Below are 24483 nucleotides of genomic sequence, written 5' to 3'. Positions count from 1 at the left end.
CTCTGTTGTGCCATCTGAGAAGGTTACAACCACACTGTCTTCTGCAATGTTCGTACCTTCTGGCAGCGTAATTGTTGCCGTAACACCCGCGTCTTTTTCATCAGCGTTAATGGTGTCATCACCGCCTGAGTCAATCACGACCGTTGGTGCAACATCACCGCCGTTGTCACCTTCGCCATCACCTGGTGCAACCAAATCAACGCCTGCCGTATCGCTGCCTGTAGCCGACTTATTGCCTGCCCCATCAACAACGATCGCACTCACTTCTGTTGTTTGACCGTCCACTATCGCTGCCGCTGGGATCGCTACGCTGAACTTACCGTCGGTGACGGTAATCTCTGACAGTTTAATGGTGTCTATTGTGCCATCTGAAAAGGTTACAACCACACTGTCTTCTGCAATGTTCGTACCTTCTGGTAGCGTGAACGTTGCCGTAACTCCTGCGTCTTTTTCATCGGCATTGATGATGTCATCTTCGCCAGAATCGATAAGAACCGTTGGTGCAACATCACTGCCGTTATCGCCTTCGCCATCACCTGGTGCAACCAAATCCACGTCTGCCGTATCGCTGCCCGTCGCTGACTCATTGCCAGCGACATCAACAATGATCGCACTCACTTCTGTTGTTTGACCATCCACTATCGCTGCCGCTGGGATCGCTACGCTGAACTTACCGTCGGTGACGGTAGTCTCTGACAGTTTAATGGTGTCTGTTGTGCCATCTGAAAAGGTTACAACCACACTGTCTTCTGCAATGTTCGTACCTTCTGGTAGCGTGATCGTTGCCGTAACACCCACGTCTTTTTCATCGGCATTGATGATGTCATCTTCGCCGGAATCGATAAGAACCTTTGGTGCAACATCACTACCGTTGTCACCTTCGCCATCACCAGGCGCCGTCGTATCCAGCTCAAACTCTACTTCAGTAGACCTTGGGCCTTTATCACCACTTGGATCAGTAATATCAGCTACGTATTCATAGCTTCCATCTGGGGTCGGAGTTGGTACAGTGATTTCTACCTTGCCATTTGTAATATCATCTTCAGTAATTAGATGCTCGCCAACCACCTTCCCGTCACCATCATGTAACTCAACTTTGTCACCTTCTTCGGTGCCTATTGGTAGAGTTACTTCTACTTGAATACCGTTTTCTGCACGTTCTTCATTAATCACGCCATTTTCATCAACTTCTTGAATAGATAAAGTCGGCGCGGTTTTAACTAAGCCATTACTTGGATCTGGAATTTGAAACTCTCCAGTCTCTCTATATGCCTTATATTGTTCTAATAATGTTAAACTTTGTGTTTTCGATAGCCCAACAGACTCTAATGAAGAAGTATCAAAACTTGTTTCAGCAATAGTACTTTTTCCAATACGTTCAATCTCTGTTGATGTAGTCAAACTTGAACCGTTACCTTCACCGGCTGCGGGAGCATCTGCGATAAGGCTAGGATCTTGGCCATAAACAATTGCACTTAGTATTGCATCAATGTCATCGCTTTCTTCTGGTAAATCAACACTGTTAACCACTAGGCTACCAGAAGAACCTTCAACAATAATTTCCCCGGGTAGCACCTTTTCACCTGGAGCAATTAGCTTTAAGTTACCATTTTTATCAATAACAATTATCTGCTCTGCGTTTATTGATGTATTTTCAGCCATGACAAAATCCCCAAATCCATTTATTCACACTAATTATCTTTCAACTAACAACTAGTAACATATTGCAGTAAATTTATCATATCAATAACAATATCACCACAACATGAAAGCAGCAAAAAACCTGAAAATGGCGTAACAAAGTGGTCCTATTACTGATTTATTCTCATTTTTATGTACCGCATCACAAATGTGATACTCATTCCATAAAATTTGTAAATGTTATCGACAAAAAACAACAAAAAATTTTTTTTATAAAAATAAACTTAAATTATTCTCATTTATGAGACGGTATATATTTGCTTTTTTATTTTCATTTTTCAAAGCTCGTCAATTTTTTTTTATTTAACTTATGACAGAGTATTATTTACCATATTTCAATAGGTTAATTTTTGCTTTTTATATTTTAATAACGTAGCATTTCCAGCAAATAAACAACAACAAAACAAACCCATGACATTTCGTTATCGTTAAATTGTTTATACAATTACATATCGTCTTAATTTGTGGTTTATAAGAGTACGATAACAAGGAGAACAACTTTGAAATGGATGAAACTGGCAACTTACAGTAGCTTGCTTGTTTTGAGCGTATCGACTCAGGCTCAAACCTTAGAGCAAGCCATATCTCAAACGCTAACAACAAACCCAGAAGTAAAAAAAGCATATAACTCATATTTAAGTTTTGTTGCTGATAGTGAGAGTGTGTCAGGTAATTACCTACCGTCGATTGATTTAGATGCAGGCATCGGTTATGAACAGATCAACCCTGCGGATGGGAACGATACTGATCTCACACGTAAAGATGCGACCCTATCCTTAACCCAATTAATTTGGGATGGTTCTAATACCATTAATGACATGGACCGGACAGAAGCTGAATCAGAATCTGCGCGTTTACAACTTATGTCTCTAGCTGAAAATAAAGCACTTGATGTATCACAAGTCTATTTAGATGCAGTAAAAGCCACTGAAATCTTAGCACTTTCAGAAAGCAATTTAGCTATCCATAAAAAGATATATAAAGACATTAAAAAAAGAGCTGCATCAGGTATCGGCTCAACAGCCGATGTATCTCAAGTAGAAGCTCGTATCGCTCGAGCTCATGGTAATTTACTTGCCGCTCAAAATAACCTATTTGATACACACACAGTGTTTACTCAAATTGTAGGTTCACCACCTCAAGCTCTAATCTACCCAAGAGCAGATGCTAATACGCTGCCTTTAAGTCAGCAAGAAGGTATCGAACGTGCTTTTGAATATCACCCAGTGATCTTGACTGCTCAATCTGATATTAAAGCGGCAAAATATCAATACGCTCAATCTAAGAGCACTAATTATCCAACATTCTCTTTTGAAGCGGCTCAAACATGGCGAGATGATGCTGGCGGTATAGAGGGTAATAGTGATGAGTTCTCTGCCATGATACGTATGCGCTATAACTTATATAATGGCGGAAGCGATAGTGCTCAGTCTGATAAAAGTGCTTACCAACTAAATATGGCAAAAGATCTTAGAGATAGTGCTTATCGTAATGTAGAAGAAGGATTCCGTCTTTCATGGAGTGCGCTTGATCTTACGTTACAACAAAAAGAATTTTTAGCCGATCACGTTGATGCAGCCTCAGATACTGTCATAGCGTATGAGAAGCAATACCGAATCGGTAAGCGAACGTTACTTGATCTATTAAACACAGAGAACGAATTATTTGAAGCGCGTAAGTCTTATTTAGATGCTCACTACGCAGAACAATTCGCTAAATACAGAGTGTTGCATGCAACAGGAACGCTTCTACCTTCATTACTCATAGATACACCAAAAGAATGGGACTCTAAACAATCTGAAGAAGAGGACAAATAAGCATGAAAACTTCAATTTACCCTGTACTTATTGCAAGCCTTTTCTTAACAGCCTGCGTATCAGGTGATAAAGATTACATGGAAACACCAAAATCAGATCAAATCGCAGATCTTAAAGATGATGATTATGATGGTGTTATTAATGCTCGAGATATTTGCCCGGGAACACCGCGTGGTGCGGAAATAGATAACGATGGTTGTGCTGAATATGTAGAACACTCTGATAAAAAAGATCTTAAGATCCTGTTTGCGAATGACTCTTCAGAGATCTCTCCAATCTTTAAAACAGAGATCCGAACCATGGCTGAGTTTCTCGGTGAATATCCTGATACCTCAATTCAACTGCAGGGCTTTGCGAGTCAACAAGGAAACGCCGAATATAATATCCACTTATCAAAATTACGCGCTTCTGCTGTACGTATCGCATTAATCGAATACGGTGTAGACCCAGATAGAATTGAAACTGTCGGTTTTGGTGATACACAATTAACAGCAAAAGGAGATTCAGCAGTAAGCCACGCTCTAAATCGCCGAGTTGTTGCTAGCGTTGTTGGATTTAAAGGGGATGTAATTAACGAATGGAACATATTCACTCGTAAGAAAAAATAGCATTACTCCCATAGTAAAATTTGAATACATCTTTAAACAAATCATTGCATAAAAAAGGCAGCCAGTGAAATGGCTGCCTTTTCATTAGGAGATAAAGAATAGCTAGTTTGCGGCTTTTACTTTGCCTGTTTTCAATTCATTTAGAACCTGATTTTTAGGCCCATCAGCAATAATATGCCCCTTCTCCATAACAATAATACGATCAACAATATCTAGCATTGATGTTTTATGTGTTATCAGAATCAAAGTTTCAGACGGCTTTAAATGTGACAACTGGTTTTTAAACAGCATTTCTGAGCGATTATCCATACTGCTCGTCGGCTCATCCATTAATAGTACTGGAGGGCGGCCTATTAACGCTCGAGCTATCGCAACGGATTGACGCTGGCCACCAGATAATAATAAACCACCTTCACCCACCTGGCGCTCTAAACCTGCTGGATCTTGTTGAGTAAATGCCGTAACTCCAGCACGGTTGGCTGCATCCATCATTTCAGCATCATCGGACAGCTCACGGCCCAACGTAATATTATCCCTAATGGAGCCATAAAACAGAGTAATATCTTGCGGTACACAGCCTATATTACGTCTCACGTCCACATGGTGAAGTTGGGAGATATCTGTATCATCTATTCGAACAGAACCTGCTGTCGCTTGATACAGGCCCATTATGAGACGTTCTAATGTTGTTTTTCCTGAGCCTATTCTTCCGATAATAGCAACTTTCTCTCCCGGATTAATCGTAAGGCTTATATCTCGAACTGCAGCTACCTGTGATTCTGGATAATTAAAACTTACTTTATCAAGTTCAATCTTCCCTTGTAAAACAGGTCGGTGGATATAACGCTTATCTTCTTCTTGCTCATCTGGCATAGCCATTAACTCTTCGATGATAGTCATTGAAGATTTAGCTTGGTTGTATCTTGTTGATAGCAAAGATATTTGCACTAATGGTCCTATTGCCTTACCACTCAACATTGTTGAAGCAATTAAAGCACCCATCGTTAAATCACCATTAGCAATAAGATAAACACCAACGATAATCATCCCTATATTTACTGCTTGTTGTACAAAGCCAGCCATATTTTGAATTGAATCTGTAATACGACGACTTTTGATACTCCAATTAGAAATATGAGTGACGGCTTCTTCCCATCGATACTGAAACTGACTTTGTGCATTAAATAGCTTTAATGTTTCTAGACCTACTAAACTTTCAATTAAATTCGCGTATTTCTGGGATGCCAGTCTTGAGCCTTCTTCAATTGTTTTCTTTAATGGTCCTTGTATGATTGCAGCATGAATAAGTAATAAAACAATACCAACAATAGGAACCAAAACAATTGGACCTGCTACTAAGTAAATAACGAATAAAAAGAGCAACGCAAAAGGTAAATCAATCAATGACGCTATTGTAGCGGACGTAAAAAACTCCCTTATTGATTCAAACTCTTGAAGATGCCTTGCAAAGGCTCCTACAGAGGGAGGTCTTGCCTCCATTCGGATCCCCAGTACTTTTTGAAACAACTTAGCAGAGATCAATACATCGGACTTTTTCCCGGCGACATCAATAAAGTAGCCTCGTACATACTTTAATATGAAGTCAAAAACAAAAACGACAAAAATACCAGAAGCTAAAACCCATAGTGATTCAAATGCCAAATTTGGCACCACTTTATCGTATACCAGACGGGTAAACATAGGTGTTGCGATAGCAAATATATTAATCAGGATAGATGCTATAAACACATCTCGATAAATATGTTTCGACTCAAATAGTGTACTCCAGAACCAATGTCCTTCGCGTTTTTTTAAGATCTCCGGTGAACGAGCATCATATCTAAATTGCTTTTTTAGTAAGAAATAACGCCCAATATATTGAGACTCTAATTCTTCAGTAGAAATAGAGATAGGCATCATGTCTGAATTTGCAGAGATAATTTCAGCTTGAGTGTTTTCAGCATCAAACCCAATCAAAACACAAGACTCACCTCCTTTAAGCAAAAGTACTGCAGGCAATACAAGCTTAGGTATTCTCAGTAATTCTGCTTGATTCTCTTTCGCAACTAAACCCGCTCTCTCTGCTGCTCGAGAAAAGAGAAAAGGCGTTAGCTTACCGTCTTGCAAAGGTAAACCATTAATCAAGGCTTCTGGTGAGTTAACTTGGCCGTAATAGCGACCGACATAACACAATGAATGCAATAAGGGATCTTTCATTCTATTTACCTTTTACTTTTTCATTGATAAAAAAGCCTTGGAAAACATCCACATTATGCTCTGAAAGCAACTCTAATTGCTCTTTATTTTCAACTCGTGATGCGATTGTTGTAATTCCTAAATTTTGTGCCGTTCTTGAAATTGACGCTAAAATGTAACGTTGTTTTTCATCATTTAACTGATGAGTAAATAAGTAATCTAACTTCACATATTTAGGTCTAAATACTTTAAGATATTCAAGTGATTCAAAATTTCGGCCAAAATTATCAACACCAAATTCGGCACCAAAAGAGCGAATAACATTACATAACAACGCCGTATGATCTTCATTTTCGATAAAAGACGTTTCTTGAATTTCAAAATGTAACAAAGAAGCAATCGACTTATTTTTTCTTAACGTATTAGTTAACCAACGAACAAAACTTGGATTCTCTATACTTCTATTCGCTAAGTTTATTGCAACAGGTTGTGTTATCTCTTCCGCAATAATTCGTTCGATCATGGTTCGAATAACGAATTGGTCAAACGGTGTTGTCTCGTTAAGCTGATCTAATGCAAGGAGATATTGATTAGCCGAGTAACGTTGATTGTCTTTTTCGATAGCAGAAAAAACTTCTTGATGAAAGACAGCCCCAAGATGAGTGGTAGCTAACTGCAATGTAAAATCAAATAAATGTTCATTAATCGCTTCATCCACAAACTGCTTCCATTGCTGTTTACCCATTAGTTCATGTGCGCTTTCATCTGCAATATAGCCGTAAGCTAACTCAGGATGCGAATGCGCTTGGGTTAATGCGTTATCCGCCAAAGATAATATATCTGTCGTTGTCTTTCTTGATTCATTAAATACAACCCCTAAGTCAGCATCAATAGGTGCAGTTGCGGTTGGATCACCCTTTATGTCTTGTGTATAAGCAATAATGTTATCTGCCGCTATTTTTAATTCTTCTTCTTCGATACTTGGAAAGATAAAACCAAATTCACAAGCGTTTACACGAGTCAAAATTACATTCGTTGATGGCAAAGTTACTTTCAATAAATCAGACAACTCTTTAACTTTAGCATCACCCGCTTCATAGCCTTCTTCTTCATAGACTTTATTAATAAAGTTAACTCTGAATAAGGCAACCCCTCCCTTTGCTGATTCTGCTAACCATGTATTTAATTGAGCCATAAAAAAAGCACGATTACCTAATCCAGAGATAGGATCAAGGTAAACCTTGTCTCTTAGTTTTTCAGCTTCTTTTGCTTGTGATTGAAAGCTTTGTGCTATTTGGGCAGACATTGAATTAATGCCATTAATAACCGCTTCAAGATCTTTTGTTTTCGGCTGTTGTAATTCACCACTAAAATTATTTTCAGCCACTTGTTTCATTTTAATGATGATAGATTGCAAAGGTGATAAAGCTCGCCTTACAACAATAGAAATAATAATAACCCCTAAGGCAATAACGATAAGAAAGGTCGTCGCAAGTTGCGTTAACGCATTCCAGAGTTGTTGATACGCATAACCAGGGTGAGTCACAATCTCGACTTCAGCTAATTGTAACCAACCACTCGTGATAATACGGCTTTCTGAAATGGTTCTAAATAAGTGTAAGTCTGAAAACCATTTAGGTACGCTATCTATAGTAATAGGGTAAACACGTACGATTTCATCATCAGTATTAAATAGAGTTAAACGTACCGCCGAATAATAACTACCATCAAATAGAGCATTAATTACCGACTCAGCAGCCACTTTATCTTCATTTTCTAGGTATGGAGCAAGAGCTAAGCCAACTGTATTTATGGAGTTGTTCACCTCTGAACGCTGTTGATTTTCTAAAAAAGTTTGTGTATTGCGAAACTCTATTGCAAAGACAGAGATCATCAATAGTAAAAAGACAACTGTCATCCATGAAACTAGCTGTTTATATAATGTCATATCACTACTCATCATAATTTATAATTGGGTGGTTTAATCTCAGGCCTTCATTTCTTGCTCTTAAATCATTCCATAAACTTAATCGAGATGATTCTCCTGCCTGCTGTCCGTTTCCTTTACCTTTCATTAGCCATAGATGCTGACCATTAAAACTATAAATAGGTAATAGATCGGTTCGTTCTGTCGCTGGTTTAATTTCTTTATCTATATTATCTAAAATCAATGGTACTGATGAGGGGGTTGGATAATAAGCCAGTACCATGTGAAACTGATCAAGCTCCAATGCTTTAAGATAAATCAATCGCAATTTTTTATCTGGTACGCCTAACTCTAAAAGCGAAAAATATTTTGCTATCGTAAAATCTTCACAATCACCCGCGTTACTTCCTAAGAATTCAAGAGGCGTTGCCCAATAATCAGCCTTTCCCCATAAATCAATATCATTAACAAAATACAATTGATTAAAAAACTGATTAACTTCAGCTAATTGCTCTTTTTCTTTTTTTCCATCTAATTCTGAAATGAGTTCACGCCATGCATTCACTCGCCTTGCTGCCCTGTCGCCATATTCTTTTTTTACTGCTTTAATCCAAATATTATCTTGTTTTGTTAAAGCAATAGAAGTTAGAGAAAATATGGCAAAAGGGATAATGAATAACCATCTTGTTTTCACTATTTAGTACACTCCCTATGTTGCACATTACTCTTTTAGCGCTGAACCTTTAACTTGAACTATTGGTTTTACTAAATAATCCAAAATTGTTCGTTTTCCTGTAATAATATCAACCGTAGTTGTCATTCCAGGAATAATATAAAACTGAGTTTTCTTTGCTAAGTCTTCTTGTGATGTTCTAACACGAACTAAATAAAAGCTATTGCCTTCTTCATCTTGAATCGTATCTGCACTGATGTGTTCTAATGTCCCCTTTAATCCCCCATAACGAGTAAAATCATACACACTGAATTTTACAATCGCCGGTAATCCAGGTCTTAAAAAAGCAATATCTTGTGGTGCAATTTTAGCTTCAATTAAAAGTGTATCTTCGGTTGGTACTATTTCAATAAGATCCATACCTGGCTGAATCACTCCCCCCACCGTATTGATGTATATTTTTTTAATCGTTCCCGTTACAGGAGACAACACAACCGTTCGATTCACTTTATCTTTTAACCCAACTTGAGATTCAGTTAATGCAGACAATTTATCTTGAGTCGTATTTAATTTTTCTTGCTGCTCTGAACGAAACTTAAGTGCTGCATCAATACGATTTAATACTGCCTCTTGAATCGCGGATGTTAAAACTGGAATTTTTAATTGCGTAGAAGTTAACTCACGTTTGGTATCGTTCACTTGTCTTTGAAGTTTCAATAACTCAATACGAGGAACAACCCCTTCATCAGCGAGTGGTTTAGTAATATCTAACTCTTTTTTTGCCAACCCATAACTTGCTTGCAAATTTCTCGTTCGAGCTTTAATTTCGACTAAATCTTGTTGCTTTTGATTTACTTGTTGATCGAATACATAAATACGGTTTTTTAAGTTATTCATATCCGCTTTGTATTCAGCAATTTGACGTCTGACTACAATTGGATTTTCTTTTGCAAACGCGTCATCAAACTTTAATTTGTCAGTTGAGATAATGACAGAGTCTTTCCAACGCTTTTTACTGTTCACATCTTGAATTAAAATACTGTCCATTGATGCAGATAATTGCATCGCACTTGCAGTAAGGTTAATCAGCTGTTTTTTTCTTTCTCTAAAATCAGAACGAAAACGAGTATCATCAATTAATAATAACTGTTGACCCTTAGTAACTTGATCACCTTCTTTAACCAGCATCTCTTTGACTAACCCACCTTCGAGGTTTTGAACTACTTGCAACTGAGATGATGGGATAACTTTTCCTTGGCCAACAGTGACCTTATCTATTTCTGCCCAAGAAGCCCAAGCAACTGCGATGCAAAAGAAAACAACAATAATCCATAAGATAACTTTAGCGTTTGTTGGGGTATTAAGAAGTAGCGCAGCTGTTTTATCATCAACGAACTCAAGCTCTTCTTTATTAAGGCGGTTTAATCCCTTCTCATTCATTTCCAATTCCCTAGATTACAACGTCAATGAATAACATTTCGATTACATTAGAATATCGTATTTCATCGTAAGTCACTAAGGTTTATTAATTATATTTTGAAGTCTAAAGCATTATGAGATATTCGATGCTGTGAATTTACATTGTAAATTGAGTAGAGATGATATCTTCAATTTACACTGTAAATCATAGTAATGGGATATAGAGGGTTTACGATTTACACTGTAAATTGGTTAGCAAGGATTTAACGAGTTCTCTTAGTTGTAACTCTGCGTTTTTCTTTCCTATTAAGTTGCACTCTTCTATAACTACTGGCCACTGTTTTACTTGAAGAATCTTAGTTACCGCAAGCTTCTTCTGTGCCTCAGATAAAAGAGCAAGAGCAGATAGATGACTTAAAATGAAATAACGAAGCTCATATTGCAGCAACTCATACCCAAGCCCACCTAAAGCAAAAGTCTCCAGCCTTTTATTAATAAGAGGCGATAATTTCTCTTTAAATGATACGCCCTTCAAAAGACTAAGAACGTCGTTATAATCAAGGCTTGAAAATGTCGACATTAATTGTTCAGGAAACGAAGTAGTAAAATAATCATTTCCTATAGATATCCAAGAAAGTGCACGGTGGCTTAATGGTTTTATAGCTAATAAGGAATGGGTTCCACTGGCTTTATCTTTCGATATTCCTAAACGTACAAAATGAAAATTCAGTCTATACCAAAAATGGTTTAACTCCGCAGTAGAGCCAAAACTAGTACTAAGATAATCGACCCCTTTGGCTTTGTAATTATTTTCTATCGCATTAATAAATTTGGATCCAATACCACGCTGCTGATAACTCGGGTCGACAGCAATACGCATAACACGAATACTCGATTGAAATGCTGGCTCATCAATACATAATGTTTGAGTTAATGATATTGCTGCTAAATGACCTTTTGGGCGTCTCTTACCAAGTTGAGCTGCATTAATAATATCAAGCTCTAACTCTCCCTCTTTAGAAAGCAAGGCGCAACAAACTAACTTATTAGTCGACTTTTCTATTCCAATCCAACAACGCAACGTGGGATCGGTTAATAATAAAATCCAATCATTTGGAGAGGTTTGATAATGAGCCGATACTAAAAGAGAAAAGAGAGATTGAGCAAGATCATCTTGGTTCACTAATTGAGACACCGATATACAACGATAATCAATAGTGGTCATTGGCATATCGATTAATAAAGAGCTTGACTGTTCCTCGTGATTAAGTAGAAAAACAGAAGAAAGCCACGCTTCTAGTGGATCATTATTACTCCAACGAATTGGATGTTTCATTTCAAGCGAACGAGTGTTTGGTCTTTTCTTGTAAAGCTGTTTTTTAAATTTAACTTCAAAGCCACGTCCCGTCCCTTCATAACCATTAATCGTAGTAGAAAAAACCATACGTGAATATTGGTCTACGAATGAAAGTAGCATAGGAGCAGGAATTGCCGCGGCTTCATCTACGCACAATAAATCTAAAGCTTGTGGGTTTCTAAGTAATTCATCTGGAGCAATATAAATGATCTGAGACTCATTAATCATTAACTGATTTTTTTGACTCTCTACTTTTAAACCATTAAGAGACGCAACACGCTCTGCATGTTTAAATATTTCATCAATACTGTTTCGTAGTGGTGCTGTCACACCAATGATTAAAGAGCGCTCCATCGCTAACTCTGCAATTGCAATACCAATGGCTGACGACTTACCTCTTCCACGATCGGCAGTCATAACAAGCGGTCGTTTTGAATGGCCAGTAACCACTTTTTGAATGGCTTTTACTGCGCTTTCTTGATCTGATGAGCGGTGAATACCTGCATCAGATTTAAACGCTTCATCTTTTAAGCGCGGAATTAAAGGTAATTCATAACTAGTTTCTGTTTCCTTTAAACTTACCATTTGCTCTATATATTGGGAAAACCATTGTTCAACAACAGTAGGAAGCGAAGAATCGTCAGTACGAATGAAAAAAACTAGTCCTCCACCAATGACGGTTCCACAAACTGCGTTAATCGCATTCGCATTAAACTCATGGGAAATATCAATCACCAAACAATCGGTTTCTTGTCCTAACTTCTTTAACGCTGACTTAATAGGAAAAGCCGCATACGTCGAAATAGTCAAATCACCGTACAATTCAATTTTGGTAAATCGAGAACTTTGCTGAATAAAAAAAGAACCTAGTAATGACTCACACCATTGCTTTGAACCTTCAAGCAAAATGGGATAACGGATATAACCATTCGCAGCATAAGAAGATAGTGTATTTAGAAATGACAGCGCAGAAAGCATTGCAGAAAAGTCCATTAACATAAGAAGATATTATGCGTAAATTGTAGCATGAGATGAATATTTTCTATCTATTAAGAAAAGAAAGTATGACGATACAAATCGAGAAAAGGTATAATGCTTGCTATATTTAAGCCTTCATCATTTAGGAATGACCATGCATTTAAGTCAACTTACTCAACCAATTTACCAAAAGCTATATCAAGACATCGAACAATTTAGAAGTACCTTTGACTTAGCAGTAGAAGCACCTGAATCATTAGATGAAAAAAATGATCTTCTGCACACCTCTCTAGCAATTGAAGAACTGACAGAATTAGCAGAAGCAGACAGCAAGATTGAACAAGCTGATGCGATTGTCGATACGGTTTATGTATTAATGGGTCGTGCTGTACATTTAGGAACTAAGGATCTTGAAGATAATTTAAGTATTTCATATTTGGTTGATCTTCTATTAAACGTAGCAAAAAACTTAAATATCGATTTTGTACCTTGTTGGGATGAAGTGCATTCAAGCAACATGAGTAAAGTATGCAAAACTGAAGATGAATACCTGGCAACAAAAGCATTCTACGCAGAGCAAGGAATTGAATTGATGTCGACTGAAAAAGGCGGATTTATCATTGCCAAATGTGCAAAAAATGTAGAGCTAGACAGCAAAGTAATTAAGCAAGGTAAGGTTTTAAAGTCAGTAAACTACCGACCAGCAGATCTTGCACCGTTAGTGTAATTTGAAGCTAAAGATTCAAATATAAAAAAACGCCGGACTTAGTTAACTAAATCCGGCGTTTTTTATTAAACAATTAATAGCGAATATAATAGCGAATAAAACCTATTAAGATACTTTTTGGCTGATATAGGCAAGGATGTCTTCCATCAATGCGTCATCAACTTTTTTCAGGTTAAGTGTTAAAGCAGAGCCTTTACGCTTATATGATGCACGACCTTTTACCAATTCAGTGCTTAATGGCTTAGCCACTTCTCTTTTTGGCAATAAGTCTTCAACCCAAACCTCAATAAGTTCTGTCACTTCTTTAGTCATTCTACTAACGCCAAGCGCAGCAGAACGCGTCCAGACCGCTCCTTGTTCACCAGCACATTGCTCAAGTAAGGTTTTTTGATCTTCTTCAGAGAGCGTATTATAGAGCTTATGAAGCTTAACTACGGTAGGGCGACCAATTTCGCTAACACTTGGGTACGCTTGAAGAAGCTCTAACGGTAATGTTGCGGCTTTTAATGCCCCACTCACTAATGCTTCACTACACTGACATACTTTTGCTAGCTCTTTTTGATCAGCAACATCGCCTCGAGAAAGCATTGCATGCATCTCTTTACCGCGCTCATACAGTGATAACGGTTTATGCGCATTGGCGACATCAGAAAGAAACTTAGCATGCTTAGTATTAATGCCTTCAGCAACATAAATTAAGAAGTCCTGCTCTGCCAAAATACATGACATACGACGACGACTACCGTCAAGAACTTCAATTTTTCCACCTTCGACAATACGGCCCACAGCTGGATATTGCTGACCACGGTCACGAAGTGTAGTTAAAATATCTGATAAAGCATGCTCAGTTAGAAATGATTGTTCACGGGCATTTTCAGCAAAAACAACCGTAGAATCACGCACGTCTTTTGCTGGAATTTTACGTAATTCAAATGTAACCATATCTTCACCAGCAACCGCAAGTTCAATTACTTGAGCTTGAGATTTTGCTGCTTTTTGTGCTTCAACTGGTGTTGTTGCTCGGCGTTTATTTGTTTTTCCAAACAGCTTTGCGTTTAGATCAGAAGTTTTAATTGCCATGGATTAGTACTCCCCTTTATTTAACGAATTCCAGTGACTATGAAGAACACGCTCAAACTCTAATGCACTTTTCTTCACTGCATCTTGAGCAACAGCTAACGTTTTCTTACCACCTTCAAAGTCAGCCGCGGTTAAATCAAAAACAGTACTGTAAGTATCTGCACAAATTTCAAATGCACGACTTCTTGGAATCGTCGCCATCATCACTTGATCCGCCAATAAATAATTCATTTCAGTTAGTACCGAAACTTGTTTTTTATTATCATCTTCAAACATCGTTGGCATCAGGCGAACAAATTCTAGTCCATGCCAATCTTCAGGGAACATTTCATATACAGTTGGTAGATGCTGGAAAAAGTTAACTGTCGATGCCCAGTCTAAACGCTTTGCTGCACATGGAATTAACAGTGAATTCGATGCATACATTGCATTCCAAACTAATGGGTCAACATGTGGACCAGTGTCAATCATGATCACATCAAATTGATCTGCAATTGGGTCTATAACCTTTTCTTTTAATAACTTAACAATATCTAATGAACCATTTGTTGATAGATCTTGCCACGCTTCTGCATTAAACATCGCATCTTCAGGGAAAGCAGAAATAGTCTTCAAATTCGGATATTGTGTATTTAGAAGTACATTTTTAGCCATAAACTGACCATCAATAACTTCATTTTCAGGGACATTATCCAGCATAATATCAACAGCTGAATAGATGGTATCTTGCTCTGAAACGCTAATTTGAGGGTTTAAGAAAAGACGTAGTGACCCTTGAGGATCCAAATCGATTAAACAAATACGGTAACGCTTTTCCAAATTTAGCGCCAAACAAGCAGCAAGATGTACTGCACTCATTGACTTACCAGTACCACCTTTTTGGTTTTGAACATTTACAACCCAAGGCTTATTACCTGCATTTTTTTTCTGTTCATGAAACGCAGGCATTCCAGCTGCATCCATCAACATATGCGCTTCTGTTAATGAGATAGAATAATGGTTAGCATTATTTTTAGTAAATTGGTGTCCCTCAGATTCTAATCGAGTAATTGCTTCATCCAATTTTCTTCTTGTTAACCCAGAACGAGTTTCCATCATAGCTTTAGACATTGGAGGGAAATGTTCGTTATTTCTTTCTTCAAGAACCAATTCAATACGATCAGACTGAACTTGTTGCGTCTGCTCGGCCAATGCAGCCAAATTGGCAATGGTTTTTTCTCTATTCATAATATTCGCCAGTAATGTAACTATAAAAAGAATTGTACAGCAATAAAGGTTTATATCAACAAATTGCTGAACATATATTTAATTATGTGATATTCATTAAAAAGAAAAAATAACTAACAAAGCTGTCATTTATGTTAAATTTAAATACCAATTTATAGCGATAATTACCAAGAATAAATCAATTAGAAAAAGTGTTACAACGTCACCAGTTGATAATTTACAGTGTAAATTTTACGGAAGCGTGATATTCAATAGCTAAATTACGGCTTATGTACTTTCAATAAAAAAAAGCAAAAATAAAATAAGAAAAATGCGCTCAATAATTAACACATGGTTCAATACAAAATATACAAATTGAAGCATGATCAAGGGTAAAAATAGCAATAATAACGGTAATATAGACTGTAAATTGAAAACCTATAATAAGAAGCATGATCAAGAACTTCAAGATGACGGAAGCATGAAATGGGACACTTAACTTACAGAGAATGTATATTCAATAAGGCTTCATAGAAGATCGATACATCGAAATAAAAGTAGATCAAACAAATAAAGCAACTTGATCATTCTTCTGGATCTAAAATAAACCAACTGCAATTAAAAAAATGGATATTTACAAAAGGTAATTTAATAAAAAAACCAAATAACAGCTCATTTAGATCTAATTCAAGATCAAAAAATAATTTATCTTCTTTTTTAAAGGCAAAATCAGCTTATAACCGCTATAACTGTGGATAACTTGTGATTAGTTCATGATCATTCTTCAGTAAAATAGATGATCATTGATTCAGAAACACTATGATCATGCTTTTATCTTTTAATGATCATTGATCCATTCATATATTGATCATGCTTTCATTAAAGTCTTGATCATGCTTTCAAGTTTGTATTTTTTTACTTGTTTATAAACAATAGCTTGCGAGCAAATTACTGACCAGATCATAGATCAATATAATCATATAGATCAGTAATAATCATAAAGATCAGTTTAAAAGAATAATAATTTTTTTCTTTCTTTAAAGATCCAATTCATTTAATCTATGCGAAAGAATGATTAAAATACAATGAATGTCAGTTGAAAATGAATCATATAAAAACTACAGATAACAAAAAGATCTATATCCCTCTTCCTAGAGATCACAAGGGGGGGCACTTATTTGAAATACCAACAAATCTAGTTGATTGGATCGCCCAATACCAACATTTTAAAGGTGTCACAAAAAGTATCTTAGAATTAATGAATCTAATTTCATTAAAAGGTTTTTCTTCACCTGACGGTTTAGTTTCCACAACTGAAATCATTGAAGCAACAGATGGACATTTAACCAGAGCGGCTATTCAACAACGATTAAGAACAGCAGTAAGTATTGGTTTATTCGAACAATCCCCTGTTCGATTTGAACAAGGGCTTGCTGGAAAAACCATGCTTCATAAATTTATCAATCCATCTCATTTAATTTCTACTTTAGGAATTACAAGCTTAAAATCTGAACAAAGTCATGAACAAGAAAAACAAAAACGTTCAAAAGCTCTAGCTCAAACACAAGTTAATCGCCAATTTTTAACAGAGCATGGATTAAGCATTCCACCAAGTATGCGTGATGAAGCCGATCAATTTGTCGTATCACCAACAAATTGGGCAGGTATTATAGATCAAGCTTTAGCGCCACCACGTACGCGTAAAAATTATCAAAAAGCAATGGTTGCGATCTCTGGAACCAAAGCGATCATTGAAACTAGATCATCAAAAAACATAATGACAGTGGATGATCTTATGACACTGTTCGCTTTGTTTACGTTGACCGTTCAATACCACGATCATAACCAAGATGACTACCATATCCAAACTAAAACCATGGGAAATAAAACCCCAATTTATATTACGGATATTTTAACTTTACGTGGTAAAAAAGACTCCGGACCAGCCCGTGATTCTATTCGTGAAAGTATTGATCGTATTGAATTTACTGACTTTCAGTTACATGAATTAACTGGACGTTGGTTAAGTGAAAATATGCCTAAAGGATTTAAAAGTGATCGCTTTCGTTTCCTAGCAAGAACCATTACAGCGTCTGATGAAGCACCAAAAGAAGGCAAAGATGGTGAAATTAAGATCAAGCCTAATTTGTATATCTTGGTATGGGAACCTTCGTTTTATGATGAATTACTGACCAAAGATTACTTCTTTTTGTTTCCACCTGAGATTTTAAAGCAACACACCTTGGTATTTCAGCTCTATAGCTTCTTCAGAAGCCGTCTAGCGCGCCGAATGACAGATAACCTACTCCTAAGCGAAATAAATCAAAAACTCGCTCGTAACGTCGATTGGAGACGTTTTTCTCTAGATCTGATTCGTGAACTAAAGAAATTAGCGAAAGATAAAGTAACGGATGAATTATTTATTGTTAATTTATGGGGGTATCATTTGACGATCTCTATGCTAGATAACAATGAAAAATTGCCTGATTATCAAGTTGATATTCGTTGTGATCCAGAAGAAGTGATCCGTTATTCTCGTGCACGAACCACAAATGCGGGCAAACGTAACATGGCTCCAACAATGCCTAACCCATTACGTAATGAGATCATGCCTAAGCAAGAGCTTGATCAGCTTTCCACAATTATAGATGGTGAATTTGCCCCAATTAAACGAAATAGCCCAAATAAATCTGGTCGTTTAGGACGAAGAGTTAAGCTTCGTAAACATTCAGCAGAAATTAATGCGGATGAATTAACAATTACATTAACGAAATACACCTCAGAACAGGCTTTAGAGAGAAGTATTACTGCATTATCAGCAATGACAGGACACAGTTCTTCGTCTATCTCTGAAGAATGTAAAGAACTGCTTGAAAAGCTAGATTATTTACAAGTTGCTGGTGAAGTTCTACCTTATGAAACATTGAGTAAAACGATCGAGTTTTATAATAGCCAAGATCAAGGTAAACACTTATCTATTGAAAACCTGATCGCTGGACTTGCTGTTCGAAGAAAGATCTGTAAATTGGTTTTTCTACAGAACTATGATCAAGATGTATTGCGTGCTTTAGATGAAATGGCAGGGTAATTAAATCATTGACAACGTTATAGCTTTACTCTGACATAGTGATGACAAATGAATGTGGCTGAAGGTTATTATCTCTAACGAATAGACAACCTTTGTCCTTTACCAATCGAAAGATTGGCTCATATTGTTACACATCTTACTTTTATTGGTTTCAATAATCGTATTGGCGAGCCTAGTGCTCGCCGTTTTTTTATCTATCAATAAATCCTCATCACATTCCCCGTATCTTATGGGGCCATGATCATTCTTCCATTATGAAATAAGGCTTTAACGCGAAGAGTCCTCGTATTTTCTTTCATTTTTTATTACCCTAATACTCTAAATTCCACCTTAATATTTTAGAAGTAGGTAAGCATGATTGAACGTCAAGAAACAAAACAGCGCATGAGTCGTATCGTTAAGCATAACGGAACGGTTTATCTGTGTGGTCAAGTTTGTGCTGATGCAACCAAAGGCATAGCAGAGCAAACGCAAACCATGCTTGATAAAGTAGATCTACTACTAGATCAAGCAGGCAGCTCTCGTGAGCACATGTTATCAGCCACGATCTACATTAAAGATATGAAAGACTTTGCTGAAATGAATGCGGTTTGGGATGCATGGGTACCGGAAGGTCACGCTCCTGCACGCGCATGTGTTGAAGCAAGTATGGCTCGTGAAGCACTGCTTGTTGAAATATCAGTAGTAGCGGCTGAAAAATAATAAAAATAGATAACTAAAATAATAACTTACTTAGCAATATTATCTCTGGTTTGTTAGGTAACTTTGATATAAGGAAGTGTCATGCTCAATCATTCTGAACCCGCTTTTTATCTTGATGGTGTAAAGTATCAATCTCATCATTTTACTTTGCCACTTAATTACGATGATTACACATCTACCCCTGATCATGTTTCCGTTTATGTTCGAGAATTAGTAAAAGTAGAAAACAGCGATCAGGATCTTCCATATTTAGTTTATTTTCAAGGTGGGCCTGGTTTCCCTGCTGCTCGTCCACTCAGTAATTCTGGTTGGTTAAAGCGTGCCTTAGATCAATATCGTGTGATCTTATTGGATCAGCGTGGTACAGGATTAAGCTCTCCGATCACAACTCAAACGATCCAACACTTAGATCCGATAAAACAAGCAGAATATTTAAGCCACTTTCGAGCAGATAATATTGTTCGTGATGCTGAAGCGATTAGAAAGCATTTTAGCGTTGATAAATGGGCCATCATTGGCCAGAGTTTTGGTGGGTTCTGTTCACTTACTTACTTATCATTGTTCCCGGAAAGCTTACTGGCTTCGTATATTACTGGTGGAATTCCTTCTATCTCACGCAATATAGATGATGTTTACCATGCGACATACAAGCGAACACTAGATAAAAATAATGAATTCTTTGCTCGATTCCCACGAGCGCAAGAGCTGTGTGATCGCATTGCGAACAGCTTACTAGATCACTCGGTTACTTTGCCTAATGGCCAGATCTTCACCGTTGAGCAATTTCAACAAATGGGGATCTGTTTTGGTATGGCGGGAGGAGCAGAAGAGCTCTATTTCCAATTAGAAACGGCTTTTGTCGATGTAAATGGCCAACAAGAGCTAGGTTATGGTTTTTTAAATTATGTACTTTCACAACAAGCGCATTTAACTAATCCACTGTATGCGATTTTACATGAGTCGATTTATTGTCAACATAATGCTTCAAAGTGGTCAGCACATCGAGTAAGAGGGAGTTATCCTCAATTTAACCACCAGAAAGGCGCTCCACTGCGTTTTACCGGTGAAATGGTCTATCCATGGTTCTTTGACCAGCTTGAAACCTTAAAGCCATTAAAAGCTGCTGCAGAGCTTTTGGCGGAAAAGTCTGATTGGCCAAATTTATACAATACTGAACAATTAGCAAAGAATACGGTTCCCGTGGCGGCAGCAACGTATGTCAATGATATGTTTGTTGAGTTTGATTTCTCTCGTGAAACGCTAACATCTATTCCTAACTCTAGAGCATGGATGACCAGTGAGTATGAGCATAATGGTTTACGAGTGGATGGGGAGAAGATCTTATCAACCCTAATATCAATGACTGAAGATATTAAAGCAATTCAATAAGATTATTTGTTGATCCAGAAGCATGATCAAGAAGGATTTGGCCTCTTGATCATGCTTCTGTTTTTGAGATCTATTTTTCAGTGAAGCGCTTTCTAGATATGCGGCTACCCGATTATTTTAATAAAATAAGGGATAATCAGCGCGTTAGCGAGATCGATAAAAAAGGCACAAACTAAAGGCACGATAATAAAAGCTTGATGTGAATTACCATACTTCTGCGCCACTGCTGACATATTTGCCATCGCTGTTGGGGTCGATCCTAGTGATATACCTCCAAACCCTGCACACACGACCGCAGCATCGTACGTTTTTCCCATAAGAGGGAAGACAACAAAAATGGCAATACATATTGCAATAAAGAACTGAGCAGCCAAAATAATAAAGATAGGACCAGCTAAGTCGACTAACGCCCATAATTGCATACTCATTAAAGACATCGATAAAAATGCCCCTAATGCCATATCTGCTATCAGAGCAACCGCAGGTTTACGAGCAGGCCAACGAGTGCCTGTTAATCGAGGGTAAGAGGTTGGTATTAAATTAGAAATTAAAATACCGGCAAATAAGCAACTCACAAATAAAGGAAGATCCAACCCAAGCCCAGAAACCACTTCATTTAAGATAGCTCCTAAGATAATACAGATGTGAATCGCGAGCATAGCATCTAAGAAATCATAAGAAGTAATGTGAGTTTGTTTAGAATCTTGCTGAGTTCCAACATCAACCTTTTCGCCTTCAGTCGCTTTTAAATTGTGTTTATTAATTAAATATTTTGCAATTGGCCCACCCATTAAACTGGCAAGAATTAACCCAAAGGTGGCACTTGCAATGCCTATCTCCATAACGGTATTTAAATCGAACTGCTCTCCAATTTTTGGCGCCCATGCGATAGCCGTTCCATGCCCACCAATTAAAGAGACTGATCCACTTAACAAACCAAAAACAGCGGGCTGATCAAGCAACAAAGCAAACCCTATCCCTGTGAGGTTTTGAATGAACATGTACCCAATGGTGATGGTTAATAAAATGATGAGAGGCTTACCCCCTTTAAACAGATCTTTTAGGCTGGCATTAATACCAATAGTGGTAAAGAAATAAACCAGTAAAAGATCACGAGTAGCTAAATCAAAAGAGACATCAATTTGTGTTGCGTAATGAAGAATGGCGAAAAGAACCGAAACAAGAATGCCGCCAGAAACGGGTTCTGGAATACTAAATTCTTTTAACCAGTAACTCATCTGTGTTAATCGACGGCCTAAGAAAAGAACGATGATCCCAAGTGTTATCGCTAAAAATGATTCGATGTGTAATACACCGTCAACGAAGTTCATAAATAATCCTTTACTATGAAAATATTAGAAAGATTTATCATAACTGGGTTTGCTAACGGCTTTTCTTCTCTAAAGTAATTCCGTGAACTGTTTCTAATTTTTATCTTGAGCTTTTAATCGCAATAATCACTTCATGGATGAATATATTAACGTTGATTAAAGAGTAAGTAGTCGTAGATATGAATGGTTTCTGACTGAGTAGGAACGTATTCATTTATTTGGATTAATTGTTGTTTGATCGTATTGACTCGAAAACCAACAACCAAAATAAGAATAAATGCGACGGCATAGATAATGCCATTAGTTGATATGTTCATGCTGCACCACCTTATTGAAAAACAATGATAATGACCGCTGAAATAACCATAGTTTAATTATGGTTTATTTGCTAATGCATCATGATGGATTAAACCAAACATCTTATTTTTATCATTTACTATCGTTTCATATGATTGAATTCTCCCCTCATAATGCCTTTTTTAGTTTGATTTATTGGACTTATAGTTACTGATATTGAATAAGTAACGGCGGGTGATTGCATGAAAAAAATAGTGGCTAGTATTTCCGTATTGATGATGTTTCCAAATTTTGTGTTGGCTGAAGAGAATGAAGTGATTGACCCATCCGATTTAACTCGTGTTTATACCCAAGCGGCTATGTTTGTCACATCTGATGCTGATGTTAGGGTGTCATCGATGTTTACTGGAGCATGGAGTGAAGACACACAATTTGCGGGTTTTGTAGAAGGTGTTTTTGGTAACGATAAAGCCAAACAAGAAGGAAAAGATCAATTTGGATTTGATTACCAACGGGGCCGAGCACAATATTTTCAAGTTCATGCGATGGATAATCCATTAATGCCACGGGTTGGTTTCTCAGCCGATCTCATTCATCAAAATGGCAATGCTGGAACCACAAAAGGAGAAGGGTTAAAAGACACAACGTTGCTTTCATTAGGAGCCATCGCTTTGATTAACCCCGCTTACACAGCAGGGGTAATGGTGTTTCCAAACCTTGCTTATACCGTGGGTGACGTGTTTGGTGAATCTGCCGATGGGTATATGATTAATATGTTTGTGACTCAACCTGTTGGTGATAGCGGTGCCTTTTTACAACTATGGCCGGAATACTTTAAAGCAACGGGCGATGTGGTGGAGATGGAATCAAGCTCGTTTAATATCATGTTCAATGCCCCAATAAAATCGAATCGAACTCAATGGTTGATGACAAAATTAGAATACGGCAGTGCCGATGTTGTTTTGCCAAATGGATTCGAAATAAAAGGGGATTCAGAGCTTAAAGCGGAAATTGGTGTGAAATGGTTCTTTTAGTGATCTAGAGACCTGTTGATAAAGCGCCCTTATTTAACAAGAAATAAGGGCGCTTTTTTAATTTAAATACTGTTGAGCGTATTGACGTAAAAATGTCGTTAACTGCTGTATTTCGTCATTTAGCTCAAGCGTAAGAGGGTAAAAAAAAGAAATGCCAATTTGAAGATCATTCGATAGTTCTTTGATCTTAATTTCAATCAACTCCTTGTTATCAATATAAGGTTGAGCTAACCCTTTACTCATTAATGCCCAGCCATCATGTCTAACAAGCTTAAGTAGAACATCATTGTTGCTGACCAAACGTAAATCGGTGGAGACTGCAAAAATTTCAGGCATGGTGTTGTAATGATTTTCACTAATATACTGTTTTTCTAGCTGCAAATCATACAACGATAAGTTTGATAACTGAGTTATAGGATGCGTGGGGTTGCAGTAAGCTGAGAAACTATGTGTACCTAAATTCAAAAAACCAATTGGGAATTGTGTTTCATTCGATGGTTTATTTTGCATGATAGCTAACTGATGCTTACCTTCAACCAGAGATGCCAACGCCTGATCTCTGTTACGGTGAAGCCAATGAATTTTAATATGAGGGAATGCATTGGTTATAAATTCTTCCACTAATAAAATTAAAGAATTCGGCACAATAATATCGTGAAATATATCCAACTGAGTGATCGGTTGTTGGTAATTATTCATCATACGTAAATTGAGTTTTTCACTGTTTTTAACCAACAATTTTGCTTGCTTATAGATAGCAAGTCCTGCCGGTGAAGCAATGGCTTTTTTTCCTTGAATATCAAATAATTCAATTGCATAGCTATCTTCTAATGCTTTGATTTGTTCTCTAATCGTTGTGCGATCTTTGCCTAGTTTTCGAGCTGCTTGGCTATAGCTTCCCTCTTCAACCGTAGCGCAAAATGAGGTTAAGTGTTCATAAGAAAACATAGTCA

17 protein-coding genes and 1 pseudogene are annotated in these 24483 nt (G+C 37.3%); 7 read left to right on the top strand and 11 right to left on the bottom strand.

Annotation, left to right across the window (positions count from 1 at the left end; translation table 11 throughout):
- Positions 1-1662 (bottom strand): annotated as a pseudogene (locus tag PVK63_RS06305) (hypothetical protein); the annotation flags it as partial.
- 548 nt (positions 1663-2210) lie between these two features.
- Here PVK63_RS06305 and PVK63_RS06300 point away from each other — a divergent pair.
- Both PVK63_RS06300 and PVK63_RS06295 read left to right on the top strand, forming a co-directional pair.
- The gene (locus tag PVK63_RS06300; RefSeq protein ID WP_274417882.1) at positions 2211-3518 is read left to right on the top strand and encodes a TolC family outer membrane protein; all 1308 of its coding nucleotides are present in this window, start codon (positions 2211-2213) and stop codon (positions 3516-3518) included.
- 2 nt (positions 3519-3520) lie between these two features.
- The gene (locus PVK63_RS06295) at positions 3521-4126 is read left to right on the top strand and encodes an OmpA family protein (RefSeq protein WP_130047067.1); all 606 of its coding nucleotides are present in this window, start codon (positions 3521-3523) and stop codon (positions 4124-4126) included.
- A gap of 102 nt (positions 4127-4228) precedes the next feature.
- Here PVK63_RS06295 and PVK63_RS06290 read toward each other — a convergent pair whose 3' ends face one another.
- The 5 genes from PVK63_RS06290 to PVK63_RS06270 form a co-directional block, all read right to left on the bottom strand.
- Complete coding sequence (locus PVK63_RS06290) at positions 4229-6343, bottom strand: type I secretion system permease/ATPase (RefSeq protein WP_130087854.1); 2115 nt, start codon at positions 6341-6343, stop codon at positions 4229-4231.
- Between the two features lies 1 nt (position 6344).
- Positions 6345-8270 (bottom strand): bifunctional diguanylate cyclase/phosphodiesterase, encoded by a 1926-nt coding sequence (locus PVK63_RS06285; RefSeq protein WP_130087855.1) that lies wholly within the window; start codon positions 8268-8270, stop codon positions 6345-6347.
- A gap of 4 nt (positions 8271-8274) precedes the next feature.
- On the bottom strand, positions 8275-8943 hold the full coding sequence (locus PVK63_RS06280) for a transglutaminase-like cysteine peptidase (protein ID WP_130060001.1): 669 nt from the start codon (positions 8941-8943) through the stop codon (positions 8275-8277).
- Between the two features lie 27 nt (positions 8944-8970).
- Positions 8971-10362: an HlyD family type I secretion periplasmic adaptor subunit gene (locus tag PVK63_RS06275; RefSeq protein ID WP_274440041.1), complete on the bottom strand. Its 1392-nt coding sequence runs from the start codon at positions 10360-10362 to the stop codon at positions 8971-8973.
- A 208-nt stretch (positions 10363-10570) separates the two neighbouring features.
- On the bottom strand, positions 10571-12697 hold the full coding sequence (locus PVK63_RS06270; protein ID WP_242511088.1) for a GNAT family N-acetyltransferase: 2127 nt from the start codon (positions 12695-12697) through the stop codon (positions 10571-10573).
- A gap of 133 nt (positions 12698-12830) precedes the next feature.
- On the opposite strand from PVK63_RS06270, the gene PVK63_RS06265 reads away from it, so the two are divergent.
- Positions 12831-13403 (top strand): nucleoside triphosphate pyrophosphohydrolase family protein, encoded by a 573-nt coding sequence (locus tag PVK63_RS06265; protein ID WP_130047072.1) that lies wholly within the window; start codon positions 12831-12833, stop codon positions 13401-13403.
- Between the two features lie 105 nt (positions 13404-13508).
- Here the strand turns inward: PVK63_RS06265 and PVK63_RS06260 are convergent, their stop codons facing one another.
- Together PVK63_RS06260 and PVK63_RS06255 are read right to left on the bottom strand one after the other, a co-directional pair.
- A complete protein-coding gene (locus PVK63_RS06260; RefSeq protein ID WP_130087857.1) occupies positions 13509-14483 on the bottom strand; it encodes a ParB/RepB/Spo0J family partition protein in 975 nt (324 codons plus the stop codon).
- A gap of 3 nt (positions 14484-14486) precedes the next feature.
- On the bottom strand, positions 14487-15710 hold the full coding sequence (locus PVK63_RS06255) for a ParA family protein (RefSeq protein ID WP_130046015.1): 1224 nt from the start codon (positions 15708-15710) through the stop codon (positions 14487-14489).
- A 1081-nt stretch (positions 15711-16791) separates the two neighbouring features.
- Here PVK63_RS06255 and PVK63_RS06250 point away from each other — a divergent pair.
- The 3 genes from PVK63_RS06250 to PVK63_RS06240 all read left to right on the top strand — a co-directional run bounded on the left by PVK63_RS06250 (position 16792) and on the right by PVK63_RS06240 (position 20868).
- The gene (locus PVK63_RS06250; RefSeq protein ID WP_130047074.1) at positions 16792-18777 is read left to right on the top strand and encodes a replication initiator protein RctB domain-containing protein; all 1986 of its coding nucleotides are present in this window, start codon (positions 16792-16794) and stop codon (positions 18775-18777) included.
- A gap of 354 nt (positions 18778-19131) precedes the next feature.
- Positions 19132-19479 (top strand): RidA family protein, encoded by a 348-nt coding sequence (locus tag PVK63_RS06245; protein WP_130047075.1) that lies wholly within the window; start codon positions 19132-19134, stop codon positions 19477-19479.
- 81 nt (positions 19480-19560) lie between these two features.
- Positions 19561-20868: an alpha/beta fold hydrolase gene (locus PVK63_RS06240; RefSeq protein WP_130087858.1), complete on the top strand. Its 1308-nt coding sequence runs from the start codon at positions 19561-19563 to the stop codon at positions 20866-20868.
- A 104-nt stretch (positions 20869-20972) separates the two neighbouring features.
- Here the strand turns inward: PVK63_RS06240 and gltS are convergent, their stop codons facing one another.
- Entirely contained in the window at positions 20973-22199 is a 1227-nt protein-coding gene (gene gltS, locus PVK63_RS06235; protein ID WP_130087859.1) for a sodium/glutamate symporter, read from the bottom strand.
- Positions 22200-22345: 146 nt separating this feature from the next.
- Positions 22346-22516 carry a hypothetical protein gene (locus tag PVK63_RS06230; RefSeq protein WP_165371223.1) on the bottom strand — a complete coding sequence of 57 codons (171 nt, stop codon included), beginning with the start codon at positions 22514-22516 and terminating at the stop codon, positions 22346-22348.
- 222 nt (positions 22517-22738) lie between these two features.
- Here PVK63_RS06230 and PVK63_RS06225 point away from each other — a divergent pair, with 222 nt between their 5' ends.
- Positions 22739-23530 (top strand): hypothetical protein, encoded by a 792-nt coding sequence (locus tag PVK63_RS06225; protein ID WP_130087860.1) that lies wholly within the window; start codon positions 22739-22741, stop codon positions 23528-23530.
- Between the two features lie 57 nt (positions 23531-23587).
- Here the strand turns inward: PVK63_RS06225 and PVK63_RS06220 are convergent, their stop codons facing one another.
- A complete protein-coding gene (locus PVK63_RS06220; protein ID WP_130087861.1) occupies positions 23588-24478 on the bottom strand; it encodes a LysR family transcriptional regulator in 891 nt (296 codons plus the stop codon).
- Positions 24479-24483: the final 5 nt, after the last annotated feature.

Origin of the sequence: Aliivibrio sp. S2TY2 (assembly GCF_028765525.1) — a bacterium.
GTDB lineage: Bacteria > Pseudomonadota > Gammaproteobacteria > Enterobacterales > Vibrionaceae > Aliivibrio > Aliivibrio finisterrensis_A.
The sequence above is the reverse complement of the archived record's forward strand: the minus strand, read 5'-3'. Positions and strand labels throughout refer to the sequence as shown.